19 protein-coding genes are annotated in these 19,631 nt (G+C 37.2%); 14 read left to right on the top strand and 5 right to left on the bottom strand.

The window, feature by feature from the left end; translation table 11 throughout:
* Window positions 1–108: 108 nt before the first annotated feature.
* The 4 genes from C1634_RS03275 to C1634_RS03260 form a co-directional block, all read right to left on the bottom strand.
* Entirely contained in the window at window positions 109–2,130 is a 2,022-nt protein-coding gene (locus C1634_RS03275) for an SPFH domain-containing protein (RefSeq protein ID WP_109737883.1), read from the bottom strand.
* A gap of 125 nt (window positions 2,131–2,255) precedes the next feature.
* Complete coding sequence (locus C1634_RS03270; RefSeq protein WP_103234622.1) at window positions 2,256–2,912, bottom strand: hypothetical protein; 657 nt, start codon at window positions 2,910–2,912, stop codon at window positions 2,256–2,258.
* A 3-nt stretch (window positions 2,913–2,915) separates the two neighbouring features.
* The gene (locus C1634_RS03265; protein ID WP_103234623.1) at window positions 2,916–3,617 is read right to left on the bottom strand and encodes a PspA/IM30 family protein; all 702 of its coding nucleotides are present in this window, start codon (window positions 3,615–3,617) and stop codon (window positions 2,916–2,918) included.
* A 19-nt stretch (window positions 3,618–3,636) separates the two neighbouring features.
* Window positions 3,637–4,032 carry a type III secretion system chaperone family protein gene (locus C1634_RS03260; protein ID WP_103234624.1) on the bottom strand — a complete coding sequence of 132 codons (396 nt, stop codon included), beginning with the start codon at window positions 4,030–4,032 and terminating at the stop codon, window positions 3,637–3,639.
* Window positions 4,033–4,154: 122 nt separating this feature from the next.
* Here C1634_RS03260 and C1634_RS03255 point away from each other — a divergent pair, with 122 nt between their 5' ends.
* On the top strand, window positions 4,155–4,781 hold the full coding sequence (locus C1634_RS03255; protein ID WP_103234625.1) for a helix-turn-helix domain-containing protein: 627 nt from the start codon (window positions 4,155–4,157) through the stop codon (window positions 4,779–4,781).
* A gap of 219 nt (window positions 4,782–5,000) precedes the next feature.
* The gene (locus C1634_RS03250; protein ID WP_103234626.1) at window positions 5,001–5,747 is read left to right on the top strand and encodes a ThiF family adenylyltransferase; all 747 of its coding nucleotides are present in this window, start codon (window positions 5,001–5,003) and stop codon (window positions 5,745–5,747) included.
* A gap of 11 nt (window positions 5,748–5,758) precedes the next feature.
* On the opposite strand, the gene C1634_RS03245 is transcribed toward C1634_RS03250, so the two are convergent.
* Window positions 5,759–6,517, bottom strand: coding sequence for a response regulator transcription factor (locus C1634_RS03245; RefSeq protein WP_103234627.1), 759 nt, complete (start codon window positions 6,515–6,517; stop codon window positions 5,759–5,761).
* A gap of 125 nt (window positions 6,518–6,642) precedes the next feature.
* Here C1634_RS03245 and C1634_RS03240 point away from each other — a divergent pair, with 125 nt between their 5' ends.
* From C1634_RS03240 to C1634_RS03185, 12 genes are all read left to right on the top strand, one after another.
* Window positions 6,643–7,287, top strand: a complete 645-nt coding sequence (locus C1634_RS03240) for a hypothetical protein (protein WP_103234628.1) — start codon at window positions 6,643–6,645, stop codon at window positions 7,285–7,287.
* A gap of 66 nt (window positions 7,288–7,353) precedes the next feature.
* Window positions 7,354–9,750, top strand: coding sequence for an outer membrane beta-barrel family protein (locus tag C1634_RS03235; protein ID WP_109737882.1), 2,397 nt, complete (start codon window positions 7,354–7,356; stop codon window positions 9,748–9,750).
* Between the two features lie 87 nt (window positions 9,751–9,837).
* Window positions 9,838–10,017, top strand: coding sequence for a class I lanthipeptide (locus tag C1634_RS03230; protein WP_076595230.1), 180 nt, complete (start codon window positions 9,838–9,840; stop codon window positions 10,015–10,017).
* Between the two features lie 55 nt (window positions 10,018–10,072).
* Window positions 10,073–10,252, top strand: a complete 180-nt coding sequence (locus tag C1634_RS03225; RefSeq protein WP_076595229.1) for a class I lanthipeptide — start codon at window positions 10,073–10,075, stop codon at window positions 10,250–10,252.
* Window positions 10,253–10,306: 54 nt separating this feature from the next.
* Window positions 10,307–10,486, top strand: coding sequence for a class I lanthipeptide (locus tag C1634_RS03220; RefSeq protein ID WP_109737881.1), 180 nt, complete (start codon window positions 10,307–10,309; stop codon window positions 10,484–10,486).
* 49 nt (window positions 10,487–10,535) lie between these two features.
* The gene (locus C1634_RS03215; RefSeq protein WP_076595230.1) at window positions 10,536–10,715 is read left to right on the top strand and encodes a class I lanthipeptide; all 180 of its coding nucleotides are present in this window, start codon (window positions 10,536–10,538) and stop codon (window positions 10,713–10,715) included.
* A 62-nt stretch (window positions 10,716–10,777) separates the two neighbouring features.
* A complete protein-coding gene (locus C1634_RS03210; protein WP_175579922.1) occupies window positions 10,778–10,942 on the top strand; it encodes a class I lanthipeptide in 165 nt (54 codons plus the stop codon).
* 81 nt (window positions 10,943–11,023) lie between these two features.
* Complete coding sequence (locus C1634_RS03205) at window positions 11,024–12,196, top strand: lanthionine synthetase LanC family protein (RefSeq protein WP_109737880.1); 1,173 nt, start codon at window positions 11,024–11,026, stop codon at window positions 12,194–12,196.
* Window positions 12,196–13,353, top strand: a complete 1,158-nt coding sequence (locus tag C1634_RS03200) for a lanthionine synthetase LanC family protein (protein WP_103231565.1) — start codon at window positions 12,196–12,198, stop codon at window positions 13,351–13,353. The genes C1634_RS03205 and C1634_RS03200 overlap by 1 nt, the downstream gene beginning before the upstream one ends.
* Before the next feature lies 1 nt (window position 13,354).
* On the top strand, window positions 13,355–14,302 hold the full coding sequence (locus C1634_RS03195; protein ID WP_103231566.1) for an LLM class flavin-dependent oxidoreductase: 948 nt from the start codon (window positions 13,355–13,357) through the stop codon (window positions 14,300–14,302).
* Entirely contained in the window at window positions 14,283–17,384 is a 3,102-nt protein-coding gene (locus C1634_RS03190; RefSeq protein WP_103231567.1) for a lantibiotic dehydratase, read from the top strand. Before C1634_RS03195 ends, C1634_RS03190 begins: the two co-directional genes overlap by 20 nt.
* A complete protein-coding gene (locus tag C1634_RS03185; RefSeq protein ID WP_109737879.1) occupies window positions 17,381–19,585 on the top strand; it encodes a peptidase domain-containing ABC transporter in 2,205 nt (734 codons plus the stop codon). The genes C1634_RS03190 and C1634_RS03185 overlap by 4 nt, the downstream gene beginning before the upstream one ends.
* The last annotated feature ends 46 nt before the right edge of the window (window positions 19,586–19,631 follow it).

Here is a 19,631-nt window from a genome sequence, read left to right as displayed (position 1 = left end):
ACAGCAGATCCTTGTATAAACTTATGATACTTTGGAAATTTTACCTTATTGAAACCTTATAGGTTTTGAAAACCTATAAGGTTTAAGTCTCCCTAAAGTATTGTTGAATTAAATAGGGTTATTATTCACCGGTTTGTTTTCCACTCCCAGATGTTTAGCCATATCAAGTGCTCTTTCCAGAATTCCTTTTTCCTGTTGACTAGCAACTCCGTTCAGCTTAAAGATCAGAGAAGCAATGCTCATGTTTTTAATATCTTCTGAAGAAATCTTGTATTTATCTACCATTCCCATCACTTTTCCAATGATGTTTTCTCCATCACCCAGAAGGCTTTCTTTTACAATCTGTGCATTCTCACTGTGGCTGATAAACTTGTCCAGTCCTTTTCCTGCTGAAACCTGACGGATCACGTTATCAAAGAAGGTATTATCTCCCCCTACGATATCAATTTTTGCAGATTTGAAGGCTTCTGCCAGTACCATAGACTGAGCTTCTGCAATATCTTTCTGAATAGCAATTTGTGCCAATTCCACATCTTTTTCTTTTGCCAGCTGAAGACGGAATTCTTCGTGGTCTTTTCCGGCATCGTTCAGTTTCTTCATTGCTTCAGCCTTTTCGGTGATTCCCGCTGCTTCTGCCAATGCTTTTTCTTTGATCACTTCTGCCTGTGCAATTCCTTCTTTCTTATTGGCATCTGCTTTTTTCTCAATAACAATTGCTTCCACGATCCCTTGTCTTTCTGCAGCATCAGCTTTAGCGTGCAATACCTGAGCTTCTGATAACCCTACTGTTGCTTCTTCTTTTGCTTTGGCATCTGCGATGATTTTACGGGCTTCCGCTTCTTTTTCTGCAGCATCTCTTTTTGCCTGTGCTTCGATGACGTATTTCTGTGCATCTTTTTCTGCTGCCAGTCTGCGTGATTCTGCAGCTCTGGTTTCTTCGATCAGCTTTTTCTCTGCTTCCTGAGTGGCAATGGTAATTTCTACCTGCTTATTTCTTTCTGCGGTTTTGAAAGCTTCAAGATCTTTGATTCCCTGCTGCTCTTCAACTACCGTTTTTTCCATTGTCAAACGCTCACGGATGGCATCCTGAATGCTTTTCTTCTCCAGTTCTATTGCTTTCTCTTTTTCAATCTGAGCAAGAGAAACAACCCTCTCTCTTTCGGTCGCTTCAAGCGCTTTGTCTTTTAATACTCTTTCTGTTTCTACAAGGTCTGCGCGTTCTTTATTTTTAGCAGCAATAACGACCTGACGAAGTTTATTTTCTTCTGCAATCTGCAGTTTTTCTTCCGTTGCAATGCGTACGGTTTCATATCTCAGACGTTCTTCTTCTCCTACTTTTAAGATCTCCGCATTTTCACGGGATTTGATATTGGCTACTTCTCTCTTTTGAGATTCTTCTTTTTCTGCCAATTGTTTTTCCAGTTCCAGGATGGCTTCACGGGCTTCTACATTCTGCTTTGTAATGGTTTTTTCTTCATCACGGCGAACCTGATTAGCTTTGATATTCTGAGTTGCTGTAAGTTCTGTAATTTTCTTAATACCCTCAGAATCAAGAATATTGTCTTTATCCAGTTTATCAATAGAAGTCTGTTCAAGGTAGTCTATTGCACAGTCGTCCAGTACATATCCGTTAAGGTCTGTTCCAATGATATCAAGAATTTCCTGACGGAATTCGCTTCTGGCTTCATATAATTCGGTAAAATCAAATTTCTTTCCTACGGTTTTAAGGGCTTCTGAAAATTTTGCTTCAAAAAGCTCTCTCAATGTCTGTGCATCCGAAGCACGCTGACAGCCAATTGTTTGACCTACATTCACAATATCATCTACAGACTTGTTGACGCGGATAAAGAAAGCCACCTGAATGTCTGCTCTCATATTGTCTTTACAGATCAGTCCCGCTCTTCCTTCTCTTGATATCTCCAGTTTTTTTACTGAAATATCAATAGATTCCATACGGTGAATGATAGGGATAACAATACCGGCATTAAAGAAGACTTTTGTACCTCCATAGCCAGTTCTTAAAATAACGATTCCCTGAACGGTTTTTTTATACATCGATAAAATCCAGAAAATCAATCCGACTGTTGCTACGACAGCAACAATAATTCCAGCAATTAAAGGTAAGTTCATAGTTTTATAAGTTTATAGTTTATATATAGATGTGTTTTTTGTTTTAGATATACTGGAAAAGGATTTCCAGAATATAGTTCAGCATGATCAAAAAAATGGTTAACATGGTTATTAGTCTTTATATTTTAATATCTCATTGATCGCTGTACATAGTAGAGTCTTTTTTCCGGTTCTTCATCTACAATCATGACACGGGTGCCATGCTCCAGCCTGCTTCCATCTTTACTTCTCACCATCAGCGTCATAGGGTCGCTTCCGATAAAGACTTCCATCATTCCTATTTTATCATCCTGAATGCTTGATTTTAATCTTCCCTCTCTTCCTAAAAAGGCGTATGATAGCTCGCCTTTATGGTTGATTTCTTTAAAAAAGGGATTCAGGGGCTTTAGAATTATTTTGGTCAGCAGCATTCCTCCAATCATCAATGGAAACAGGATTAATATCCCTGCCCATGTAGGAAGTGGAATAAAATAATTCAGATAAAATGATCCCAGCCAGGTTATCAGCAATGACAGCGTAAGAAAATAGGTCACCGGAACGATATCCAGATTAAGAAATTTCAGGAAATGCATCCATGCGGAAGGATCATGATCCGCAGCGTGAAGATGCCCATGCGGAACGTCTATATCTGTATCAGCATCCAGGTCGGAATGAATTCCTACATCGATATCCAGTCCTGTAAGAATGGTAAAGAGCCAATAGACTACTGAAAGCCCAAGAAGAACCGTCAGCACCGTATTCACCGGAGAAAATGCTACATTTAAAAATTCCTGAAAGGTCATATATTAGCCTTTTTTAAGTGTTTCTTTTAATCTGTTTAAAGCTTCTTCAGCTTTTGTATCGTGATTATTTACAATGGCATCTATTTCTTCATCAATGCTTTTTCCTGATTTTGAAAGATCCGAATAGGCTTCTGCCAGAGCTTCCTGCTGTACAACGCGGTCCTTTAGTTTTTCCAGCATACTTACCGTACTTCCGGTATCCATCTGGGTCATCTTCTGATTGATATCTTTTGTGGCTTCACTTACCTGAACTCTTGCTTTCAGGGTTTTCAATTCATTTTCCCACTTGGCAATGCTCGATTTCAGATGATTGATATTTCCCTGCATTTTTTCGCATTCGTTATACAATTTTTCATGCTCTTTCTGAAGCGTATTTGCATTATCCTGTGAAGAAGTCTGCTTTTTCAGAGCTTCTTTGGCAAGACGGTCTGCTTCTGCAGTTTCCACTTCTCCTTTTTCTGCTTTCTGAACGATTACAATAGCTTTATTGTAATAATCCTTAGCTGTCTGTTCTTCTGTCCCCGCTTCATTTTTTTTGCGAATGGCAAGAGCTTTCAACTGGGCAAGGGCTTCAATGCTTTTTCCCAGCTGTTCTTTCATTTCACGGATACCCTCTTCCGTTAAATTGATGGGGTCTTCAAAGCTCTCGATCACAGAATGGATCTCTGCTTTTCCTATTGTCAACAATCTTTTAAAAATGTTCATTTTAAATATCTTTTGTGAATTACTTACTCATTTCAAGCATTTCGGTTGTAAATTCTCCTACAAGGATTCCCAGTGAATTGATAGAGGCCATTACTTCGTTCTGAGCCATATTATCGGTTGGTAGTGTATCTCTGAAAATTACCCGTCTTCCGGTTCCGTCCAGTACAAATGCGCCGTGAACGATATCTCTGTTCTTCTGAAGCAGTCTCAGGAATATTTTTTCTGATGGGTTTTTGATTTCAAAAAGAAACTGTTCCATAATCAGAATAGAGTCTGATATTATAAGGATCATGTTTTTTATCCCGTTGGATTCTTTTTCAATGATTAAGATTCTCTGAGCTTCATCCTCCAACGTGATGTTAAACTCATAATCTAGCAACCACTCTTTGACCGTACTGAATATTTGATTTCTCATGATGGCTGGTTTAGTGTTTTATTTTCGTCTACACAAATATAAAATAAAATTTCCAAAATGCAAATATTATTAGCAATTATTTATTTCAGATTCTCTATCTTTGCAAAAAAGATTAGACAAAAATGAGCTTCTTTGGAACTAATATTAAGAAAATAAGACAGGTGAAAGGACTTAGCCAAAAGGCCTTTGCAGACATGTTTGATCTAAACAGAGGAGTCATAAGCTCTTATGAGGAAGGACGTGCCGAACCCAAAATCGAAACGATATTAAAAGTAGCCCACCATTTTAACCTTAATCTTGATAAATTACTCACTGAGCCTTTACAGGTAAATCAACTGGTAAGTGTATCTGACATTGATCAGCTTATGCTTTTCCCGGAATTGGCTATTCAGAACAGCAAAGAAGTTCAGGCAAAAACGGACAACAATAATCCCAACGCACCAATATTGCAAAAAATATTAGCATCTGTTGATCTGGTCTATGAATTTACTCCTGAAAAACAATTGCTTCCTGAATATCATTATGGAGACGTTTTATTTTTAAATAAGGCAGATCTGAAAAACAATCCTTTATCTAGTCTATTGGTATATAAAGATGGCAGCCTGCAATACGCCTCTGAAACAAAACCCAAAAACACTGATAATCAGGAATATTATAAGATTGTAGGGTACGTTTCTACGGCAGATAAAAATATTTTCTCAGGTATTTTTGAAAGACTGGAAAATCTTGAAAATAAGTTCAAAAACTAAATCATCAATTCAACAGCGTTTGAATGGTAAAATAACTGAGATGGCTTCTACCATTAAATTAATCACCAATTATTGAATAATAAAATATTGTAATTGTGTCAAACCCCATATTTAATGTATGTTTTGCACACTTTTATTTTGATTTTCAGACCTAAAACTAAACTGTTGTGTAGTCGAAATTAAGACGTTTAAACCTATTTTTGTTTCAAAATAGAAGCAATGGAAACAAAATATTCTCGAAACAGGTTATACGTACAGGAAGAAGAGCAAACAGCAATAAAAAACTTCTCTATTTTACTGGCAGGAAGTGGCATAGGCAGCAATATTGCCGAATGTGCCTTGCGTTTTGGTTTTGAAAATATCACCATTGTGGATGGCGATACCATTGAGCAGTCTAATCTGAACCGGCAAAACTATACCCATCAGGATATTTCTTCCTATAAAGCAGAAACATTGTACCATCGTCTGAAAAGCATTAATCCTGATGCCAATATTCAGTACCGGAGCGAATTTATCACCCAGGATAATGTTCATGAAATTATAGGCAACCATGATATTGCGATCAACGCACTGGATTTTTCAAGCAATATCCCTGTGGTCTTCGACAGAATATGTCAGGAAAAGGACATGCATGTATTGCATCCCTATAATCTTGGCTGGGGAGGCTTGGTGGCTGTTCTGGAGCCTAATGGTCTTCCTCTAGACATTCTTTCTGATGATAATTTTAATGAACTCAAAATGGTAGAATACATTGCGGGCTATCTTCGCTTTTGGAGAACTCCCAATGAGTGGCTTGAAAATATTATTGACGATTATAAGAACGAAAAAGAAAATCTTCCTCCTCCTCAATTAGCGATCGCTTCATGGATTGTTGCCGGAATGTGTACGCATGTAATGTTCAAAATAGCCACAGGAAAACCTTATAAAACCTTTCCCCAGTTTTACATGAACGCTATCTCCGAATAAATATCAGGAATTTAAATCAGTTTATAATTGGTTGCATAAGATAATGCTTCTGTGATATTACTTACGCCCATTTTATCAAATAATTTTCGTCGGTGAAACTTCACCGTATCTCCTGTCACGTAGATCTTATCGGCAATTTCATTGATGGTAAGTCCCTGGGCATATAACCTCAGTATCTCTGCTTCTCTTTCCGAGAGCTTTACTTTCTCTTCTTTGATCCATCTGTTATCTTTCAGATCATAATTCCAGATCTCATCTGTTCCCTGCTTTACAATAGAAATATTTCCGGATGCATGATTATGGGATAGTGATACAATACACATCGCCTTCCACATTTTGCCTTCTGAAGATAAGAAAAGCGGGGTGAGCTTGTGATTGATAAGGATGGTATTTTTACTTTCATTGACTAGATGAAAATCATAGGAAATTGTATATAGCTTTCGCTCATTCACGGGCAGATTCTCATAGAATTCAAACCCTACTTCGTTGATTTTAAACAACAGATCCAGGTCTTCTTTTTTCACATGCCGGAAATAGAAAGCATACCCCATTGTTTCTACCTCTTTGGGCGTATGATCACAAAGAAATAACGGATTATCTGAGACATACTCAAAATTTTGTTTCTGATAATCGATGACATACAAACTCATATAAGTGATCCTGGCAAAGGCTTTAATCACCTCAAGGTAATCAGATGTCTGATGATTCTCTGACTCTGAGATCGCATCAATGCTGTTTTTTTTCGAAAAGAATTTACCAATCTCTTCCATAGTTAAGTTTTTAAGGTACAGTTTTTAGGTTACTACACTTTAGTGTAGACTTTAAGGAATCTACACTAAAGTGTAGCATATCCCACTATTCAGTGTAATAATTTTACTATAAAGATAAAAAAAATATGGAACATCTTAACTTTTATTCTTTAAGTAATAAAAACTTATACGAATTAGCAGAATTTGTTGTTACCGAAAACTTTAATCATCATGAAAGTTATTCTGATACGGATCAGTTTAAGGCTGAAGTAGAGGATATCTATCATGAGGAAAAGAACTTTAAAAAGTCTAAGGTTTTTGTCTCCAGAGATCACGAAGGTAAGATCAATGGTTCTATAAGAGTTTTTAAATGGAATCATAAGGATATCCTTCCATTGGAAAAACTTTTCCAGATCAATCCATCTTCTTTTATCAAAAATAAAACAACCAACATTTGGCACATCGGAAGATTTGCTATCAAAAAAGGGATTGATAAAACAGGCTTTGGAATTTTCAAAACGTTAATGGCATATGCGCTTAATGAAGTTTGTCAGAATGAAAATTCTGTTGCCATTGCTGAATGTGATGCCAAGCTTTTGAAAGTTCTTAAGCTTATGGGAATAGAAGCTGTTATACTGGCTGAACCTATTCATTATCTGGGGTCTGAAACAATTCCTGTAATGCTTACTTATAATGGACTGAAAAACTTCTTTGATAAGAACTGTCATTTGATATCAACACAGCAGGTGAGCGCCCTACACCAAAGTGTAGTATTGAAACAAACCGCCTAAAACTACACTTCCGTGTAGCAACATTCAAAACGCAACATTCTACATTTGAAATATAAAATAAAAGACATGACAAAGAAATACTTAATACCGTTATTATCCTTTTTAGGAATGGGCATTCATCTTAATGCTCAGAGTATTTCCGGTAAAGTATCTGATGAAAAGGCAAAAAATATTTCTTATGTAGAAGTGATCCTGTTGGCAGGAAATGATAAGTTCTCAACGATCACTGATGAAAACGGACTTTTCTCCATTAAACTTCCGAAAGCTGATTCTTATAAAATGGAATTTTTCCTGAACGGAAGCAAAGTATACGAAGGAAATGAAAATATTGAAGGTGAAATTACAAGAAGCTATACGATAAAAGACAGTCAGCAAGAAAGCCAGGAGATTCAGGCGATCAGTCTGACAAAAAAGAAAAAACTGATTGAAAGAAAAATAGACCGTCTTGTTTTCAATGTAGAAAATTCGGTTGCGGCAACAGGAGGAACGGCATTGGATGCTTTGAAAACGACTCCTCTGGTTCGTATTCAGGATGAAAAGGTTTCTATTGTTGGAAAGGGTGAAGTTCTGGTCATGATTGACGATCGTATTCAGAGAATGTCCCCGGATGATTTGTCAAGCTTACTAAAATCTATTCCTTCAGATAATATTCAGTCTATTGAAGTGATCACTACTCCACCGGCAAAGTATGATGCAGAAGGAGACAGTGGGCTAATCAATATCAAATTGAAAAAAGGAAAGGCGAATTCCTGGAATGCCAATATCGGGGGTAACTACACCCAGAAAACCTATGCAGGAGGAGGCCTTCAGGGAGCATTTAATTACAACCGCAACAGGCTGTCATTACAAATAACCGCCAATACCAATTCCCAAAGGCTTCGCACTACATCTGACAGTAAGATTTACTATCCGGATGAACTATGGATCCTGAATGTCAAAAATAAATCTGAAGAGAACAATCTCGGGCTGGGGTTTGGCATTGATTACAAAATATCGGATAAATGGACAACGGGAGCAAAATATCTGGGCAGTTTTACCAGAAATACCTCATCAAACAGTCCTTTCACCTCAAGGTTTAATCCTTCAGGAGCCGTGAACTCATACATTACGTCTGATGTGGATGCCAACAATAAGCCTAATATGAATTCTCTTAACTGGTACAACACCTTTAAAGTAGATTCTGCAGGGACAAAAATCACCACTGATTTTGATTATTTCCACTACAAAAAAAGTGATTACAACTTTTATGCAGGAAATGAGCTGGATCCCCAAAGAAATATTCTTCCTGGAAAATTTTTCTCAGCCACGAATACCAACGTGAACCGTATTGAAAACTATTCCGGAAAAGTGGATGTGGAAATGCCGTTGAAATGGGCTTCTTTAAGCTTTGGAGGAAAATATACCTATACGAATACCAATAATGACCTTGTCGTTTTGGATCACAAAACCGGAACGCCTGTTTTAAACACAGATCAGTCTAATATTTTTAATTATAAAGAGCATAATGAAGCGTTGTACGTTTCTGCAAGCAAAAAGCTGGGTGAAAAATGGGAAACCCAGGCTGGTTTGAGGATGGAGGCTACACAAACGACCGGATATTCGCATAATCTTAATCAAACCAACAAAAATGATTATGTCAAATTGTTCCCGACAGCGTATGTGACCTATAATCCTAATGATAAAAACTCTTTCTCACTGAACTATAGCAGAAGAATCCGCAGACCGAATTTCGATTATCTGAATCCGTTTGTGGTACGCACCAGCCCTTATTATTATTCGGAAGGGAACCCGTTCTTGAAGCCGTCAATAATAGACAATATTGAGTTTTCATATGTAAGAAATCAAAAATGGGTATCCTCAGTGTATTATTCTCAGGTATCAGACTTCAGCCAGGATCTTGCCATTCTGGATCAGAATACCAATATCACAAGAAGCACGCCTTTGAATTATGCCAACACCTATCAGATCGGGGTTTCTACGTATTACAATTTTAATAAATGGTTGTGGTGGAACAGCTTTACAGGGTTTAATGTCAATTACCAGAAGGTAAAGTCCAAAACAGATTTCATCAGCTCGATAGACGGGTATAATGCCTATTTCTATTCGAATAATGACTTCACACTGAATAAGTCTAAAACCATATTCGTCAGTGCCAATTATGGGCTGCAGCTTCCGGGACGCTATCAGATCTTTCATATTTCAACGATGAATATTCTGGATGTTTCTATGAAATTCCTGCTCCTGGATAAGAAACTGACACTTACCGTTACCGGTATGGATCTTTTGAACGGCCAGCGTCCTGTGATCACTTATGAATCGAATGGTGTAAAAACAGACTTCAGCAGCTATGGTGACACAAGAGGGGTAAGAGTCTCTTTAAGCTACAAGTTCGGAAACAAGAATCTAAAATCTGAACAACAGAGAAACTTCGGAAACGAGGACGAAAGAAACAGAATTAATTAATCAAATATATACTTGCAAGTAGGGTCCAATAAAGGTTTTATGACTTGAAAAGATAACCAGAACTAACCATACTAAAATTTTAAAATCATGCACAAAATTAAATTAACAAAAGGATTACAAATCAACAAAGAGCAAATCAGCAAACTACAGGAAGAGCAAATGAACAGCCTTAAAGGAGGGGTTAACAGCCTGCAGGCAGCAGCTCAATCTTGCGGACAGTGTTCTTGCGGTGGAAACACAATCGTAAAAACAAGAGCTGCTCAATAATCAGCTTCCCCAATCACATTTACAATAAACAATAACAATTTAAAAATCAAACATCATGCACAAAATTAAATTAACTAAAGGATTACAAATCAACAAAGAGCAAATCAGCAAATTACAGGAAGAGCAAATGAACAGCCTTAAAGGAGGGGTTAACAGCCTGCAGGCAGCAGCTCAATCTTGCGGACAGTGTTCTTGCGGTGGAAACACAGTGGTAAAAACAAGAGCAGCTCAATAATCAGCTTCCCCAATCACATTTAAAATAAACAATAACAATTTAAAATCAAACATCATGAACAAAATGAAATTATCTAAAGGATTACAGATCAACAAAGAACAAATCAGCAAACTTCAGGAAGAGCAAATGAACAGCCTTAAAGGAGGTGTTAACAGCCTTCAGGCAGCGGCTCAATCTTGCGGACAGTGTTCTTGCGGTGGAAATACAGTGGTACAAACAAGAGCTGCTAAGTAATTCTCACAAAAATCCGAAAATATTTATAACAATTTAAAAATCAAATATCATGCACAAAATTAAATTAACTAAAGGTCTTCAAATCAACAAAGAGCAAATCAGCAAACTTCAGGAAGAGCAAATGAACAGCCTTAAAGGAGGTGTTAACAGCCTTCAGGCAGCAGCTCAGTCTTGCGGACAGTGTTCTTGCGGTGGAAACACAATCGTAAAAACAAGAGCAGCTCAATAATAAGCTTCCCCAATCACATTTACAATAAACAATAACAATTAAAATCAAACATCATGAACAAAATGAAATTAACTAAGGGTCTTCAAATCAACAAAGAGCAAATCAGCAAACTTCAGGAAGAGCAAATGAATAGCCTAAAAGGAGGTGTTAACAGTCTTCAGGCTGCAGCTCAGTCTTGTGGACAATGTTCTTGTGGTGGAAACACTGTGGTACAAACAAGAAAGTAATCTACTCCTATAAAAGAGGGAGAACTTTTGACAGACCTCCCTCTTTTAAAAAAAATTATATAATCTCATAGCTCTCAGATCATGCAAAAAGAAAAACTAATCATCTCAGAAATAGAAGAATGTATCCGCAAAAAAGATACTTCCCTTACCGGAATCGGTCTTAATAACGGGATTCTAAGTGCTTCAATGTTCTATTATTATCATTATCTAATGACCAAAGAATCGGAATCTTTAGAACTGGTAACCCATTACATTGAGAAGTCTCTGTCTGTTTTAACAGAAGATTATAAAAGTCTTCATTTTAATGACGAAATAAGAGAGCTAGGATTATATCTTATGTTCCTGAAACAGGAAGAAGTTTTAGACAGCGAAATTGATTCTTTACTGGAGAATATAGATGAAATTCTGGAAGAAATACTGATCCAGCAAACAGAGAAAGGAGATCTTGACTTAACAAGCGGTTTTCCAAGTTTTGCCAAATATTTTGTACTGAGAAATCTTGAAGGCAAAAAACATCTGATAGACGAAACGCTGAATAAAATCATTGAGCTTGCTCATCCTCATGAAAGCGGAAGCTACTGGAAATTTGATCTTCGGGATAAAGAAAATCCTTATGTGGAACTAGGTTTAGGACATGGAACCACAGGAGTGATCAACTATTTGTTATTCCTTTATAAAAATAACATCTACAACCAGGAATCTCTGGAGCTCATTCACAAAGGACTATCATTCATATGGAACTGCAAAGAAAGCAACACGGACAATATCACACTTTTCCCGTTCAATGCCTTTGAAGACGTCTACATAGATTATCACAATCTCGCTTACGGTGAAATAGGAATTGGTTATACTTTTTATAACGCCGGAGTTCTCTTAGAACATAAAGAGTATTGCGACAAAGGATTACAAATATTGATCAACACTACAAAATTTAAAGATACTGATCAGTCTGCCATCCTGGAGCCGGGACTCATTTATGGTTCCGCAGGATTATCCGCCTTGTACAAAAAAATCTATCATCTTACTGAGCAGGATGTCTTTTTGGAAGCCAAAGAATATTGGCACGAGCATCTTCTTCAATCAAAAAATAATGAAAGTGAAAAATGGGCAGGATTTAAAGCCTATTACAATGCAGAGTTTGACAACATCAATATGGCCCTGGGCCAAGGCATAGCAGGAATCGGGATTACCCTGATGAACAATGTCATTAAAACCAATCACAACTACGTCTCATTCTATAATTACGATCTATAATGGAAACTCTACAATCTCAAAATATTACGACCATTCTTCATGAATACGATCAAAAACTTCTTGATTTTGATTATGGAAATTTACCTGATGGATTGCTTTATGGAAAACTGGGACTGCTGCTCTATTTCTTAACACAATATCAAATCTCCGGAAATGATATCTATGTAAACAAGGTAGGAGCTATCCTTGAAGAAGTCTTTGAGAATGGCAATCTGCAAAAAGAGAGCAACGTATATACACTCCCGAATCTATCCAAAGGAATGACCGGATTGGGCATTATCCTGGATTTATTAAAAAAAGACGGATTAATACAAGATGACTTTGATGAACAGATTACTGACATCGGAGAACTGATCTACCAGCAATCCGTTACCATGCTGAAGGAAGACAATTATACTTTTTTTGATGGGCCGATAGGAAATCTTCATTACTTCAACACCATCAGAAATGAACAGTACAGCAGCGAAATTGTAGATCTTCTTTATGATGAATGCATTTCCCACCCCATCCCATTTGAAAATAAGCTGAATGACAGCTATGCAGATGGTATTAATTTAGGATTCAACTATGGCTATCTTTCTATTGTTAATAATCTTTTGAGCCTTCCGGTAATGACGGAAAAAGCAAGGCATATTATTAACACCTGTCTGGATTTCATTATTTCCAATTTTGATGTCCACGAAGTAGAAAACGCCAGAATATATAAACCATACAATTACAAAATAGCAGAAAATCTGTTGAAGCCTTTCCACAACAACAGACTTTGCTGGTGCAACAGTGACCTCTCCTTCTCTTATCTTCTTTATAAAACAGGAGAAACACTGCAGGAAACAAGATACAGAGATATGGCCCATGAACTGGGTTTAGAAACTACAAAAAGAAGAGTAATGGCCAATACGGGCGTAGAATTTATCCAGTATTGCCACGGAACTTCTGGACTTGTACAGCTCTATGACGAGATCAATAAAAAAGATGCTCATCCGGACTATAAACAGGCCAAAAACTTCTGGGTGAAAAGATCACTGGAAATCCTGGAAAACGAATTGGATCAACCCCTTACTGAGCAGGACGGCTCTTTGCTCTTTGGGAAAACCGGAGCATTGATTACTCTGAATGATAAAATCGACAAAACTAAATACCTAAAATTTTTACTGTAACATGAAAACAAAAAGCATAGGATTACTAGAACTAGGATACAGAAGCGGCAAAGATTCCATCACAGCTCTTAACGATGTAGTTGATTATGCCCTTCATGCAGAGAGATTAGGATACAGCAGATTCTGGCTGGCAGAGCATCATTATTCTCACCTCAAGAATCTTGCATTTTCAAATCCGGATATTGTGATTGCCATGATCGCCGGAATGACAGAAAAGATAAGAGTAGGATCAGCAGGAACTTCAGTTCCCAGTTATTCTCCTTACGCTGTCGCTACCAATTATAAACTGATCAATAATATATTCAACGGAAGAATAGACCTTGGTTTATCAAAAGGAATTCCTGAAAGCACATACACCAAAAACCTTTTAAATCCGGATATCCTTGAAAGAGGCACCGGGGTGGTTTTCAAAGAAAATGCCCACGAAATTCACGAACTGTTTTATTCTGAAGCCGAAAAGAACGAAAAAGAAGGAATTTTAATCCCTCCGTACGGCGGACTGATCCCCGATCTCTGGTATCTTTCTTCTTCTCTGAACAATCTGGATGACGCCATCAGCTTACACTCAAATTATTGTGTATCAGCATTTCACGGAAGCGGAAAATTCCTTGAAGATCTTGAAGATAAAAAAGAAGAGATCAACAGATACAGAAACTCATTTGTACAGAAAAACGGATTTGTTCCTAAAATATCGCTGGCACTGGCCATCAATCTTTCGGAAGTCAACGAAATAAAATCCGATGCCGATGAATCCGAATCATTCAAAATTCTCAACCTCAATTTTGAAGAGCTTTTTGAGCTGATTGAAAAACTGGATGAAAAACTGTCCGTCGATGAATTCATTTTATATGATACAGAACCCGACAGTGACAAGAAAATAGAAAACGCTGAAACGATAAGCAATCACTACAACTTACAATCTATTCAACATGAAAACGCAGTTAGATAACATCAATATTGGCTTTATGAGGAACTCTTTGTACTCATTCAAACAATATAATAATATACCGAAAAATACGGCAGATCTTGATCATTTCGTACTGGAATTGTGGAATGATGAAGTGTTCAGAGAATCTATCTTTTTAGCCTCTTATGAGCTGTATAACGAATGGGCAAGATTGTGCCAGAACGACCCTTCTTTATCTCTGGTAAAGAGAAACAAAATCAATAATTCTATTCTGAAATACTACATCAGAATTACTACCAGATCTACTCCGTTCGGAACATTTGCTTCCCACTCTGCTTTTGAACTCAATTCAGAAAACAAAAATATTGAAGCAGGAAATATGAATGCTATCCATCGGTATACTACCCTGGATCTATCTTTCCTTTTTCAGGTTATAACATTAATCAACAGAGACTTTCCGGAAGTTCACGAATATGAACTTAATGACTCGATCTATAAGTTAGGTGATTATTACCGATATATCGAAACTACAATACAGAATGAAAAAAGAGTCTACACTTTAAGCTCATTGGAAAAAGATGAACTTCTGGATTTTCTGGTTGATACCATAGCTGACCAATCTTATTCTTTTGATAGCCTGGTTGCCTTGGTGGCAGAAAATGTGGAAGGAGTTTCTGAAGAAGATGCCAAATATTACATTTTCAGCCTGATTGATGCCCAGTTCTTTAAAAGCGGCTTTGACATCTGCTTAAACGAACATTCTCCTTTGTATCAGATCATCCAATATTTAAGTTCAAAAAAAGGGATCCATCCTGAGCTCGATACCTATCTGGAAACCCTCATCAAAATGGATGGCTATATGGAATTGCTGAACTCAGGAATAGGGCAAGCTCAGGAATATTACAACGAGATATTCGCACTTGCTAACCAGTTTTCGATTTTGTATGACAGAAAATATCTGATCAACTCATCTTTAAAAAGAAATCTTGACTTTTCACCTGTTACCAGAGAAGATCTTTCCAAAATCAAAAAGGGAATCAATACCTTAACCTGCTTTTGGGACAAAGGAAGCGAAACGGTGAATGAAAATTTAGAAAAATTTAAATCTGCTTTTTACACAAGATATGAAGAAAGCCTGGTGCCTTTGGTGGAAGTATTGGATAATGAAAGCGGCATCGGATACATTCAGGAGCAAAACAATGAAAATGATTTTTCTTCCCTGTTGGATACTCTAAGCTGGCCTAATTCTAATAATGATTCATTTTCTATCACTTACAATAAAAAAATTCATGAATTCTGGCGAAGACTCATCAACAAAGCCAATATCAATGGAGATACAGCGATAGACCTTAGCCAGCACGATATCGACAGCCTTCAGAATACGGAAGAAGTAAGCCTTGCAAGATCTCTGTCCGTAATGATTGAAAAGGTTTCTGATAAAATCGCAATCTCTTCTGTAGGCGGAACAAGCGGGACCAATCTTATCGCCAGATTTTCCAATGAAGACGAAGAAATCCTGGCTCCAATGAACAGAATTATCAAAGAAGAACAGAATGATGATCATTTTATCTACGCAGAGCTGCTTCATTTACCGGACAACAGAGTCGGAAATATCTTACTGAGACAGGTGAAAAGAGGAAATCAGCTTTCCTTTCTTACCAAACCTTCAGCTTCGGAAAATACAATAGCCCTGACGGATCTTTATATTAAAATGATTGATAAAAGAGTTGTATTATTCCATAAAGGACTGAATAAGGAGGTTAAAATCTTCCATTCTACCGCCCACAATTTTGATTATAATTCGCTTCCGGTCTATCAGTTTTTATGTGACCTTCAGCACCAGGATGTCTCCTCTGCATTGGTTTTAAACATTGGAGATACCAACTATCTGATGTATGATTATATTCCTCGTATCACGTATGGCGAAGACATCATCTTTACTCCGGCATTATGGAGATTATACCAGAACGAAGTATCAGGAGTAAAGACTAAAAATAATACTGAAAGCATTAAAACGATAAAAGAATATCTTTCAGATAAAAAGGTCAACAGATATTTCTTTATTTCTCAGGGAGACAATAAGTTACTGATCGATGCGGAAAATGAAAACCTTTTATTATTCCTGGTTGATGAGCTAAGATCCAAAGAAATGGTAACCCTTACAGAATGTCTTTACGATCTTAAGACCGACGAATTCAACAACGAGATTGTCATCCCAATGATCAACAGAAATTATAAAGCATTTAAAACAGAGCTTGACCATCATCTTTTCAATATCAATATTTCTGATAATAAGTTTATTCCTGGAAACAAGTGGCTGTATTATAAAATCTATTGCGGCAACAAGTTCTCAGACAAAATATTACAGGACGTCTTCCCGGATCTTTTGCCTCAGCTCAGTGAGGAAGAACTGATCAAAAAGTGGTTCTACATCAGATACAGCGACCCTGATAATCACATCAGACTGAGACTGGAAATCAATGACAGTAAACTCACCAATACCGCTCAGATCATTACCACTTTCAACGATTATTTTGATAAATACATCAGCGAAGGAATCATTAATAAAGTGGAAATGGGAACCTATGACAGAGAATATGAAAGATATGAAGGTGAATTTATTGATGCCGCAGAACACATCTTCCATTATGACAGCAAACTGACCGTTAATCTGCTGAAAAACATACCCAATAACGATGATCTTTGGCTGTACACCATCAAAAGTATTGATACCTACTTCAATGTCTTCAACCTGGATCTGGATAAGCGATATGAAGTCATCAACAAACTTTATACTCAGTTTCAGCGGGAGTTTAATGTAGACAGCAACCTTAAGAAGCAACTCGATTTGAAATACAGAAACAACCTGAACATCATCAGCGAGATTGTAGAAACAGACAACAGCCCTTATTTCTCAGAATTTGTCAGTTCCATCAAAGAAAACTGCAGAGAAATAGAGAATCTGAAGACCATTCAAAAAGAAAGATTAGTCAGCAGTTTTATTCATATGCATATCAACAGGCTGATCAGATCCAGACATAGAATGCACGAACTGATCATCTACGGAATTGTAGAGAAGTATTATAAAATGAAAATCGGCAAAAGAAAATATCTAGTATCATGAAGCTAAAATTTATCCCTCAACACGACCAAATGGACTGCGGTCCTGCATGTATCGCAATGGTGGCTTCCTACTTTGGCAAGCAGATTCCGTTACATTTTTTAAAAGAAAATGCCAACTTATCCAGAGAAGGAGTTAGCTTACTGAGTATCAGTGAACTATGTGAAGATATTGGATTTGAAACTTATCCTGCCAAGCTTACATTACAGACTTTGGATGAAAACGGCAGCCTGCCTTGTATCCTTCACTGGAATAAAAACCACTTCGTTGTCCTTCTTGATGTAAAGAAAAGCCTTATCACAGGAAAAAAACGGTATAGAATTGCCGATCCAAGCCATGGAATGATCTGGCTGAACGAAAAAGATTTTCTTAAAAGCTGGTTGTCAGACGGTGAAACAGGGATCGCTCTTTTCGTAAGTCCTACCAACAGTTTTTATCAGCAGACATTCCCGGAAGAAGATAAATTGAGTATTTCTTTTGCTATGAAATATTTCAAAGAGCATAAAAGCAAATTTCTCTTTTTGTCTGGTATGCTTCTTATCGGAAGCTGCCTGAGCCTTGTCTTTCCTTTCCTCACACAAACACTTATAGATAAAGGAGTTAACACGAAAGATGTAGATTTGATTACAATCATTCTTATCTCTCAGGTGGTGTTATATTTAGGAAGCATTACGATAGAAATTCTCAGAAACTGGCTGATGCTTTATATCGGAACCAGAATTAGTATTTCCATTATTTCAGACTTCCTAAAAAAGATGCTTCTCCTTCCGATGGGATTTTTTGATACCAAAATGAAGGGAGATTTTACCCAGAGAATTCAGGATAACGAGAGAATAGAAGATTTCCTTACCTCTCAGAGTCTTATGACTTTCTTCTCTATGGTTACCTTCCTTGTGTTTTTCGGAGTGCTTTGGTATTATAATGTAACAATCGTTCTTATTTACTCATCTCTGACAGCATTATCATTGGTTTGGGCTCAATATTGGCTTAAAAAAAGAGAAATCCTCGATTATTACCGATTCAGAGAAAAAGGACAAAGCCAGGAAAGTGTTTATGAAATTCTGAACGGGGTTTCTGAGATGAAATTGAACCAGTTCGAAGACTATAAAAGACAGGAATGGGAAGGTATTCAAAATAAACTTTTCAAAACAACCCTTCGTATTTTAAAAGTAGATCAGTATCAGTTTTCAGGCTTTGAGTTCCTTAATCAGCTTAAAAACATTTTCGTTACGTTCTTTGCGGCATTGCAGGTTGTAAAAGGAAATATGACTATTGGTGAGCTATTGGCGATATCTTACATCATCGGACAGCTCAACTCTCCTGTCAACCAAATGATTTCTTTCTTCCGTTCTTTACAGGATGCGAAACTGAGCCTTTCAAGATTAAATGAAGTTCAGAATCACGAAGAAGAGGAGAAAGAAGGAATGAAAGCCCTTGAAATCAATAGTCCCTCTTCAGAAGAAGAAAGAGGAATTACCTTAAATAATGTTTCTTTTCAATATGAAGGTCCAAAATCTCAGTTTGTTTTAAAGGATGTCAATCTGTTTATCCCTGAAGGTAAAGTCACTGCTATTGTAGGGGCCAGCGGAAGCGGAAAAACGACATTAATGAAACTGTTATTGAAGTTCTATAATCCAACTCACGGTACCATTCATTACAACGAGGACGATATTCTAACGCTATCTCCAAAAAGTGTCAGAGAAAACTATGGTGTTGTCATGCAGGACGGTTTTATTTTCTCAGACACCATCGAAAGAAATATTGCCACCAGTGAAGTAGAGATCAACACCAGAAAAATGGAAAATGCAGTAAGAGTAGCTAATATTTCCTCTTTCATCGATAATCTGCCATTAGGATACAGTACCAAAATCGGGGCTGCCGGCAACGGAATCTCCGGAGGTCAGAAACAAAGAGTCCTTATTGCAAGAGCGGTCTATAAAAATCCTCATTTTATATTATTTGATGAAGCAACCTCTGCGCTGGATGCCGAAAATGAAAAGATTATTCATGATAACCTGCAGGAATTCTTCAAAGGAAAAACGGTAATTATCGTGGCACACCGTTTAAGTACCGTAAAAAATGCAGACCAGATTATCGTTCTGAAAAACGGAGCCGTTGTTGAAAAAGGAAACCACCAGGAGCTTGTGAACAGAAAAGCAGATTACTACAGTCTTGTAAAAAATCAGCTTGAATTAGGCAACTAATCACCTCTCAATATATTTTTGACCGTTTCACCGCTTGTGAGACGGT

The sequence above is a fragment of the Chryseobacterium viscerum genome (assembly GCF_002899945.2).
GTDB classification, from domain to species: domain Bacteria; phylum Bacteroidota; class Bacteroidia; order Flavobacteriales; family Weeksellaceae; genus Chryseobacterium; species Chryseobacterium viscerum.
This window is presented reverse-complemented; position numbering and strand designations above follow the sequence as displayed.

Excerpts from the sequence above, each read along its gene's own strand:
- C1634_RS03275 (WP_109737883.1), bottom strand. The coding sequence starts at position 2,130 with ATGAACTTACCTTTAATTGCTGGAATTATTGTTGCTGTCGTAGCAACA.
- C1634_RS03270 (WP_103234622.1), bottom strand. The coding sequence starts at position 2,912 with ATGACCTTTCAGGAATTTTTAAATGTAGCATTTTCTCCGGTGAATACG.
- C1634_RS03265 (WP_103234623.1), bottom strand. The coding sequence starts at position 3,617 with ATGAACATTTTTAAAAGATTGTTGACAATAGGAAAAGCAGAGATCCAT.
- C1634_RS03260 (WP_103234624.1), bottom strand. The coding sequence starts at position 4,032 with ATGAGAAATCAAATATTCAGTACGGTCAAAGAGTGGTTGCTAGATTAT.
- C1634_RS03255 (WP_103234625.1), top strand. The coding sequence starts at position 4,155 with ATGAGCTTCTTTGGAACTAATATTAAGAAAATAAGACAGGTGAAAGGA.
- C1634_RS03250 (WP_103234626.1), top strand. The coding sequence starts at position 5,001 with ATGGAAACAAAATATTCTCGAAACAGGTTATACGTACAGGAAGAAGAG.
- C1634_RS03245 (WP_103234627.1), bottom strand. The coding sequence starts at position 6,517 with ATGGAAGAGATTGGTAAATTCTTTTCGAAAAAAAACAGCATTGATGCG.
- C1634_RS03240 (WP_103234628.1), top strand. The coding sequence starts at position 6,643 with ATGGAACATCTTAACTTTTATTCTTTAAGTAATAAAAACTTATACGAA.
- C1634_RS03235 (WP_109737882.1), top strand. The coding sequence starts at position 7,354 with ATGACAAAGAAATACTTAATACCGTTATTATCCTTTTTAGGAATGGGC.
- C1634_RS03230 (WP_076595230.1), top strand. The coding sequence starts at position 9,838 with ATGCACAAAATTAAATTAACAAAAGGATTACAAATCAACAAAGAGCAA.
- C1634_RS03225 (WP_076595229.1), top strand. The coding sequence starts at position 10,073 with ATGCACAAAATTAAATTAACTAAAGGATTACAAATCAACAAAGAGCAA.
- C1634_RS03220 (WP_109737881.1), top strand. The coding sequence starts at position 10,307 with ATGAACAAAATGAAATTATCTAAAGGATTACAGATCAACAAAGAACAA.
- C1634_RS03215 (WP_076595230.1), top strand. The coding sequence starts at position 10,536 with ATGCACAAAATTAAATTAACTAAAGGTCTTCAAATCAACAAAGAGCAA.
- C1634_RS03210 (WP_175579922.1), top strand. The coding sequence starts at position 10,778 with ATGAAATTAACTAAGGGTCTTCAAATCAACAAAGAGCAAATCAGCAAA.
- C1634_RS03205 (WP_109737880.1), top strand. The coding sequence starts at position 11,024 with ATGCAAAAAGAAAAACTAATCATCTCAGAAATAGAAGAATGTATCCGC.
- C1634_RS03200 (WP_103231565.1), top strand. The coding sequence starts at position 12,196 with ATGGAAACTCTACAATCTCAAAATATTACGACCATTCTTCATGAATAC.
- C1634_RS03195 (WP_103231566.1), top strand. The coding sequence starts at position 13,355 with ATGAAAACAAAAAGCATAGGATTACTAGAACTAGGATACAGAAGCGGC.
- C1634_RS03190 (WP_103231567.1), top strand. The coding sequence starts at position 14,283 with ATGAAAACGCAGTTAGATAACATCAATATTGGCTTTATGAGGAACTCT.
- C1634_RS03185 (WP_109737879.1), top strand. The coding sequence starts at position 17,381 with ATGAAGCTAAAATTTATCCCTCAACACGACCAAATGGACTGCGGTCCT.